We start from the raw sequence: 8510 nt of genomic DNA, 5'->3' as shown, positions 1-8510 counted from the left end.
TAAGTTGTTTTAACTGTTCATAATGCAGTCCTAATAATCTTTGAGATTCTTCAGGATTGTTATGAATATACTCGACTATGTTGCTCATAATACCAGGGTAGATACGCTATTTTATCTGGTTATATCATAATTTCATTCTTTTTCGGAGATGTCTATTACCAGCTATCACCCACACTAACATCCACTACAACAGGCACAGGATTCAGAAACTTTTCAGCCGCAGCAACCATACATCTGTGTAAAATACTGCTAACCTGTTCAATCTCATTTTCTGGACATTCCAGCACAATTTCATCATGAACAACACAAATCAACCTGGCATTAGTTTTAGCTAACGGCTTAACAAGCTTCACCATCGCCAACTTATTAATATCAGCATTTAACCCCTGCACAGGATGATTGAGCATTTCAGCCAACCTGGGTTTATCAGCCCACCTCCGTCTTCTTCCTGCCAAAGTCCGACTTTCTTTCACACCCCGCAAATATGCTTTCTTAATCGTTTCATGCCACTTAGTTACACCAGAATAAGCATCGAAAAACCTGCTTCTAAAAGCCTTCGCCTCCTCCAGTGTCATAGTCACACCATACTTAGTCTCAGCATAGATGCGAAGTTTAGCAGCACCCATACCATAAATCAGCCCAAAATTAATCGCTTTAGCCAGTCTGCGGTCTTCCTCACCGACCTCCGTGATCAGCTTACCAGTTACCAAAGCAGCAGTCAATTTGTGTAAATCAGCACCTTGATGGTATGCTTGCCACATCTTAGCATCACCACTCAAACGCGCCACAATTCTTAACTCAATTTGCGAATAATCAGCTTTCAGTATTTGATAGCTAGGTGCAGCAATAAAACAACTTCTAGCAGCAGCATCACGGGGAATAGTTTGTAAAGGTGGTTGACGACAAGAAAATCTCCCAGACCTTGCTCCTAATTGATAGTAATTAGGGTGAATTCTCCCAGTTTTAGGGTGAATATGTTTAGGTAAACTATCAGTAAAAGTGGCAGTGATTTTAGCAAGGTGACGATAGTCCAAAAGAGCCTTAATAATAGGATATTGATTAACCAAAGGCACTAAATCTTTTTGATTAGTCGATTGCACAGGAATACCCATAGCCTGGAAAGCAGCTAAAACTTGTTGGGAAGAATTAGGATTAACAGTATCAGTCAATTCTGGTAACAGCGATAATTGAGATTTGCCCACCAAACGCAATTGTTTAAGTTGTTGAAGCGCATTGATTTTATCAGCTTCTAAAGAAGCACCCAACTTATGCCATCGAGACAAATCAAACAACATTCCATTGAGTTCCATTTGAGCAACAACAGGCATACAATGAAATTCAAGTTGGGCAACTTTCAACAAATTAGCCTGTTTTAATTTCTTGACTAAAATCGGGTAAAGGTCAAGTAAAATAGCAGCATCTAGAGCAGCATATTGTAATTGTTCTGGAGTCAAATTTTGATGCCAATTGCTAGTTTGTAAAGTTTTATCTATTTGTATACGCAAAAGCTGACGAGTGACATTTTCTAAAGATGCACTGGTTTTAATGCCAGCATTTAAAACTTGGTAAGCTAGTTGAGTATCAAAGAAACCTTCAGCAATGTGCAGTCCAGCTTGAGTGAGAAATTGCCATTCAAACTTGGCATTATGAGCTATTTTCAAAGCAGAATTACAGAAGAGTTTGTTAAGTAGTAACCGACTAATTGTAGTGCGTTCATCTCCGGTATTGTGTTCTACATTATTGCATTTATAAATAGCTGGTAAATCAATGATAACAACTGGATAATTAGGTACAGCTATTTGAATTAATCTAATTATGTCAGTTAAAGGATCTAGTCCTGTAGTCTCACAATCTAAAGCTATAAATTTTGCTTTAAACAAAGGTTTGATAACACTTTTGAGAGTTGGAATATCTTTGACTACAGTGTATTCTGGGTATTCAGGGTATTTCGGGGAATAATTCATAAAGTTTATTGATTTGGTTTTTTAGATATGAATATTAAGTAGGTAGGTGGTGAAAAGTGTTGTTATGACAAGGCGACATGAAAGACACTTTCAGGAATTTTAATCGGGAGCATCCCAATTTTGTAAAAACAGAGAGAGAAAAAGAATTCGCGAGAATCAATCGCGAATAAAAGGGGGAATTAATCTTGCTGCTCTTCCTCCTCCTGTTCCAACCCAGAACGAATATCGAGAAGACACTCATCCAGAGTATCAATGATTCTCTGTAATTCTTCCCAAACAGAGCGTCGAAAAACCGACATCACAGCGTCAATGTGTTCAGTAGTACCAGCTTTACCTAAATGTTTATATTTACTCAGTTTTGAAGATGTTGTTTGAGGGAAGCAAGGAGTAGAAGCCTGTAATTTGTAGTACCAATATTTCTTCAGGTTTTGACGAACTTGGTAACGAGCTACCCAAGCTCCTTGTGGAGCAAGCACCCCTTGTTTTAATATCTGTGATTGTTGTTTTTCTAAAGCTGTAATTGCTTTGCTTATCCTCTCAAATCGAGCAATTTTATCTTGTTCAGTATCGTTGATTTTTGGTCTTGGCATACACAGACACCCCACACTATTCGCGATTATAACTCGCGAAGGACAGGGTAAACAGAGATTGTGCGATTAAGCACCTATCCCCAGGCGGGTGCTAGGAAACCATTGAGGTAGGAACAACGCAGAGACAAGATTGATGGTATGTTTTCGTACTTCCACTGCGCTCCGACAATTTTCAGTCGCTTATCTACTTGTTTGACTGCTGACTCCACTGCTCCAGAACCAATGGAGCTTAATTGTTCCGCAATCTACCTGTTTTATACTCTTTCCAGTACGCAGGTTTTCCTTTCTCTTGTGAGCGTATTCTGACTTTTCCTCCATCTATACAGACTTCTGTTAATTTCTGTTTGACATTCGGTGGTGATGTATCCAATCTCTGCACCTGGCGATGATAGGTGCTATGACCTACTTCTATTCCAGTCATCACTTTCAGGTCTTTTTCTGCATCTTGGAATGAAACGTTTGCTGCTAGTAATAAACAGCACTTTTCTAGTAATGGGCTAAACCTCCTATATGGCTCGATTCCCATCCTTGCTGCTTGTTGTTTGGTGATGATTATTTTCCCTAGACAACTTCTTATGGTTCGGCTGCGTCCTCTTGTTGTTCCCGTTTTTTCTCCGACAAAAAAAAGGCGATTTTCGGGCTGACGTGTTCTAATACTTGGTCACGAACGGCTGTTTCGATTCCTTCAAAGGTTTCGATTTTTTCTGGTGGCGTGTTTTTATACAGGATTTTGGCGATGGCTTTTACATGTGCATCTAATTCTTTTTTCTCTTCTGGGGTCATTGGTCTTTCTACTAGGGATAAAACACTTTTCATTGTCGCTAATTCTTGTGTTGATGTACAGTCCCCTCCTTTATTCGCGATGATTTATCGCGAATATTTCTACCTTCTCCCTATCTCTTTGCAAAATTGGGATGCTCCCTTTTAATCTTTGTACTTGGTTTATTTTTTTGATCCGATTTACTTAGTTGACATTTATTTGATAAAAAAAAGAGATTTATAAAATCCCTCTATTATCAATTGATAATTGTTTTATTCAAGGTTTAAAACCGCCCATTTCAAGGGGGAAAAAGCCAAAAAATCCGCTAACCAACTTGACGCTGAGGCTTACCTTTTTGTAAAATATGATGAGGTTGGATATTTTGGTCAGAATCATGAATTGCATTAGGGGCTAATTCTTGAATAATTGGTTGAACAACTTCTGGGGCAATTTCTAAACGATTTGTGATTTGTGCTTGCAACCAAGCTAAAGGAACGTTTTTACCATTGACTTTCTGTTTGATAATTAAGTCGGATTTAGGGTTTGTAGATTTTTTAATGGCACTGGCAATTTTTCTGGCTGTGCGTAAATCAATTTTGTCTATGTCAACAGTAATTGAATTGTTGATTTCGAGTTCTCGTTGTAAAGAAGTTCTGTCATTTGATTGATTACTATTGTCATTTTCTGAGGTGTTAGAATTATTAGATTGATTCACTGCTTCAACTTTGATTAAATCATCATCTGAGACACTTGGTTGATTACAATTGTCATATTCAAGGTTATTAGAAATAGCAGATTGAGCCTGTTCTTCAATTTTGGTAAAATCATCATCTGATACACATGATTGATTACCATTGTTATGTGCAATATTGGCAGAACTATGAACAACAGAATTATAATTAGCAGATGGATGACAATTTTCTTTTTCAAGATGAAGATTGCTATTGATTGTGTCACAAAATTCAATGTTTGACTTTTCAGATGTATTATTGGTATTACCAACTTCAATTTGAGCAGATACATCATGCAATAAATGCACTAATCCTAATCCAAAGTCAACAAGCATTACGGTAGTAAAAGAGGCTGTAATTATCAGGATTAGATAATTTAAAACTTCTTGAGTCTGTTGAATATTCATGGTGATTCAATTGAGATTCGATTATCAAAAACAACGAAGCAATAGCTTCATTTTCACTTTCTTCAAATTCACAAGATTGATGAAGATGTTCAACAATGGACAATCCAATTAATAATTGACAATTGCTTCTCCCTTATTCGTAAGAAGATGGGAAATATGATTTTTCCAATAAAGGAGAAGTTAAACCCCTTGAATAAAAATTGTCAATTATGAATGATCAATTGATAATATTTGTATCCCCAGTTTGAAACTTATGATTTTCAACTGAGGATTTTGTGATAACTTTAAAACAAATTCATTTGTACAGATGAACTGGCTGAAATTTCAACAGGATGAGTATTTTCAAGTTCGTCTAATTTAGACTTAGCATTAACACGACGTTTACCCCATCCTTGCTGTGCTGCGTGTTTAACTATGCTGCGGCGAATTGATTGGCTAATATCGTGAAAATCATTTTTTACCTGATGAAAATGAATAATGGATTTACTGCCACTATTCCTTGTATTTCCATCAATAAATTCATAAAAACTCTGGCAATCTTTGGGTAATTTATCGTATTTAGTCAAAACTTCATTACCTACCCAAAGATAAAGGTTGGCGTAATCTCGATGTAAAGGTGCATCGTAAGTTGCTGGCATCATATAGGTGAGAACTTCTGTAGCTGTGGCATACTCACCAACTTGATTTTTTTGGTATTCATTACAAATCAGTTCTAACCTATCTTGAATACAAGCAAACTTCAACCATTGAGGAATAGTATCACTCCAAGCATTGCCATAAATAACCAATGGACCGGCTAAATAGCGAATATGGTGTATAGAAAATTCGGCTATTTCTAATAAAGTTGCTAACAATTCTTTAGGAGTATCTAACCTAGCCAGAATTTGCAGCATCTTCAATGTATTATCTGGCAATTTAGCATTTTTATGATTCTTTAATTCTGTTACTACTTCTTCAGGAATCAAGTTTAGTTGTTCCATTTGTCTTTTCGATATGAGCGCATCACCAAAAATAGCCAATCGGCTAATAAATAATTAGCCAGTCGGTTATTGCTGTTACTCAATTAATTTTTTATGCTGGTATTAATTAATTGAGAATTGACAATTAATATTTTTTTCATTCAAGCTTTTCAACCTATTTTTTGAAAAATCCCTATTTTTCAATCCTCTCCCCAATGAGGAAGAGGTAATTTAACACTACTCGGTTAAGCATTTTTGGTCATCACAAATAACAATATTTCAAGGATTTCAGCCTTATTTACAGCACTTCCCGATGTAAGGAGGTACATTTTATTTTCAGACATAAAGTAGAAATCAAAAACCAAGAATATTAGACTGTACCTCATAACAAAGGAATCTGCTGTATTTCGTAAACTGAGCAGTATTGAATGGTAATTGTCAATTATCCATTGTTAATTGTCCATTATTGAATGATATTGTTGTTCAGGTAATAGCAATGAATAAAAAACACGCATTAAATCCAAATTTTGAAGATGAAAATAATCAGGTAAAGTCTGTCAACGGTTATCAGTCACCGGGTTATAGTATTGAGGAATCTGGTGATGAGGATAACAATAATCCTTGGAAAACAGACATATTTGAAGATGGCTATCAAGAAAATGTTTTTGAAATCAATTTGGGCGATACAGCATATACAGAATCATCTGCTAATCCCAATCCTAAATTACCAGGATATGGTTCAGCTTCGGGTTATCAATCCAAGAAAAATCAGCAGTCAACATCACCAGAAATAGAGTTGTAGCCCTGGCTTTTACTCCAATTTATGCTCCAAAAATAACAATAAAATTCTTTTGCCTTTTAAAGGCGAAATTCCTGTTTATTAGAGTTCAGTTTCCATCAAAATTAGGACTTACGCACAGAATTGATCGGTGATAGCGCAGCGTGACGTAAGTCATAGACTGGTTGTAGGGTGTAGGGGTTTTTCTCATTCCATTCACCTACTTCCGAAAACCTTATTTTTTCGTTCTTTTGCGTAAGTCCTCAAAATAATTCGTCATTAATAATTCATATTAATGTAACGCGAAAGCAAGCCACATAATTGCGATTATAGTGGATTGTTTACTCGCGAATTATTAATCATTGTGTCATTGTTTCAAACTAAAATTATGAACATTACCAAAAAATGGATATTTGTTCTAGTTGTCATCACTTTTATTATCTACAATGTCACTGCAAAAGCTGCCAATAGCAGATATAATAATGGCAGTTTACCTACTAGAATTGTAGAAGTTGCCAATGTTCAATCTAGATTACCTACCAACAAACTTTTACTCCCAGACTGGAAGCAAATTTCTCTCAGTCAACTCCCAGGTATCAATCAATCTGGTGCAATTAATGGTAGTCCCTATAATCAAATCTTAGGTTATGACTTGAGTCGAACTTGGACTGTAGGAATGACTCCTGATGAATATTTAAAAATGGGAGATATCAGTGAAGCATTGCAAGCAGAACAATTTTCTTTACAAGCTATAGCAGATATTACATCTATTGATTTAAATAATGTTCCTTTGAGCGAATTTCCTCTGATTGAAGAACAAACATTGAGTCATTTAGCTAAAGTTGTTCCCCAATTAGCTCAAACACCAGTCAAAGATATTCAACCTGTTGCTGCTTTACTGCAAACAAAAGGAATTCAACCAGTAAATTTAAGATTATCTCAGATAATTAAACAGTACCAAATTGGACAAATGCAACTGAAAGAAATTGACTTGTCAAAGTTTTCGCTGACTTCAATTCCTAACTTAGAAACAGTACCAATTCAAGATTTAACCAATTGGATGAATAGCTTTGTCAAAAACATTCCTGGACTGGGACAAGTACCTTTAGGATTGATGCCTAATCCTATCATTGAAATTGGTAATTTAGTAATGCGAATTGATGCGGTTTATGGAACAGCAGAAAATCAACGTCAAAACACCATTTCTGGTTCAGATGTGCAAGGATTTTCTGTATCCTGTACTCAAAAAGACTGTGCTTACGTAGAACTGGATAATTTGGAGAATGTTGGTGCAAGTGATCGCTCATATGAAGAAGGTAAGCAATGGATATCCGGTAAATACCAGGAAGTTGAGGGAGGTTGGGGTTTACTCAAAGCAGTTAACAACGGACGCGAACCCACCGGACGTTTACCTTTTGGTAAAGCTTTTAAAGTGGTGGTCATGGAACCGGACGAAACCACAGATACAGTTGATACAGCTTTATACTTTCGCTTCTGTGCTTGGCGCAAGGGCTGTACACCTTATTTTATTGGCCCGATTCCTTTTTTCAGCTATGAGGTGAATGCCTTGATGTTTGTAGGCAATTTGGACAGCGCAAATGAGCAGAGTGAGAATTTCACTTCGACACCAACAGGTGCAACAAGAGCAGCGAGAAGCAATCCCAGCCAAAGTAATACAGTAACCAGTCAAGTTAATCCTTGCACATTTACCAATAAAGGCCGCTCAATCATCAATCAATCATTTAACGGCGTTAATTTGCGACTGCTGGGAAATGCAATTGCGGAAATTGAAAGTGCTGGTAGTGGAGATTACAAAGCAGTTGGTGTGTATACCTGCGCGGATAACGGATTAAACTGTGGTCGAGGACTGGGACGGTATCAGTTCATGAGTTACAACCCATATGCTGTACAGTTAATAGCTGCCAAAACCGGAGGTGAACAGTTTCTTAGTCGAGTTAAACAAGGTTATCAACCTACGGAAGCTGAATTATTTGAGTTTTTCCCACCTGCTGACCAAGATAAAGCATTTATGGCTGATATCGCCAACAAAATTCAAGCAACTCAAAGTGAAATTGACCCGACAACCGGACAATTATTTACTGGTGAACGATTGATTGAAAGGGTAGCTCAAAAGCATTTTGGTGGTGATAATAGCAAAGTTGATGCGAGTAGTTCAGACGCTTTTGGTCGTCTCAGTCTTAAAGATTATGGACGCACTGCTTTAGCTTTATACAGCAATAATAATAGCGATAATGGAACTTTAACCTGCGCTTCTAGTTTCGCTGCTAAATAGATTACTCATACTCAAAATCATGAGAAGT

Annotated in this window: 6 protein-coding genes and 1 pseudogene; 2 read left to right on the top strand and 5 right to left on the bottom strand. The window is 36.8% G+C overall.

Features of this window, described 5'->3' with window-relative positions:
- Nucleotides 1-155: 155 nt before the first annotated feature.
- From H6G73_RS21110 to H6G73_RS21090, 5 genes and pseudogenes are all read right to left on the bottom strand, one after another.
- Complete coding sequence (locus H6G73_RS21110; protein WP_190608033.1) at nucleotides 156-1964, bottom strand: bifunctional 3'-5' exonuclease/DNA polymerase; 1809 nt, start codon at nucleotides 1962-1964, stop codon at nucleotides 156-158.
- Nucleotides 1965-2143: 179 nt separating this feature from the next.
- Nucleotides 2144-2554, bottom strand: a complete 411-nt coding sequence (locus H6G73_RS21105) for a transposase (RefSeq protein WP_190608031.1) — start codon at nucleotides 2552-2554, stop codon at nucleotides 2144-2146.
- 74 nt (nucleotides 2555-2628) lie between these two features.
- A pseudogene (locus H6G73_RS21100) lies at nucleotides 2629-3337 on the bottom strand (hypothetical protein).
- A 302-nt stretch (nucleotides 3338-3639) separates the two neighbouring features.
- Nucleotides 3640-4452: a hypothetical protein gene (locus H6G73_RS21095; RefSeq protein WP_190608029.1), complete on the bottom strand. Its 813-nt coding sequence runs from the start codon at nucleotides 4450-4452 to the stop codon at nucleotides 3640-3642.
- Nucleotides 4453-4736: 284 nt separating this feature from the next.
- Nucleotides 4737-5432, bottom strand: coding sequence for a hypothetical protein (locus H6G73_RS21090; RefSeq protein WP_190608027.1), 696 nt, complete (start codon nucleotides 5430-5432; stop codon nucleotides 4737-4739).
- Nucleotides 5433-5907: 475 nt separating this feature from the next.
- On the opposite strand from H6G73_RS21090, the gene H6G73_RS21085 reads away from it, so the two are divergent.
- On the top strand, nucleotides 5908-6213 hold the full coding sequence (locus tag H6G73_RS21085) for a hypothetical protein (RefSeq protein ID WP_190608025.1): 306 nt from the start codon (nucleotides 5908-5910) through the stop codon (nucleotides 6211-6213).
- A gap of 364 nt (nucleotides 6214-6577) precedes the next feature.
- Nucleotides 6578-8482 carry a M23 family peptidase gene (locus H6G73_RS21080; RefSeq protein WP_199317808.1) on the top strand — a complete coding sequence of 635 codons (1905 nt, stop codon included), beginning with the start codon at nucleotides 6578-6580 and terminating at the stop codon, nucleotides 8480-8482.
- Nucleotides 8483-8510: the final 28 nt, after the last annotated feature.

Origin of the sequence: Richelia sinica FACHB-800, from assembly GCF_014698825.1 — a bacterium.
Lineage (GTDB): Bacteria > Cyanobacteriota > Cyanobacteriia > Cyanobacteriales > Nostocaceae > FACHB-800.
Note: the sequence above shows the minus strand (reverse complement) of the source record. Positions and strands in the feature narration are given on the sequence as shown.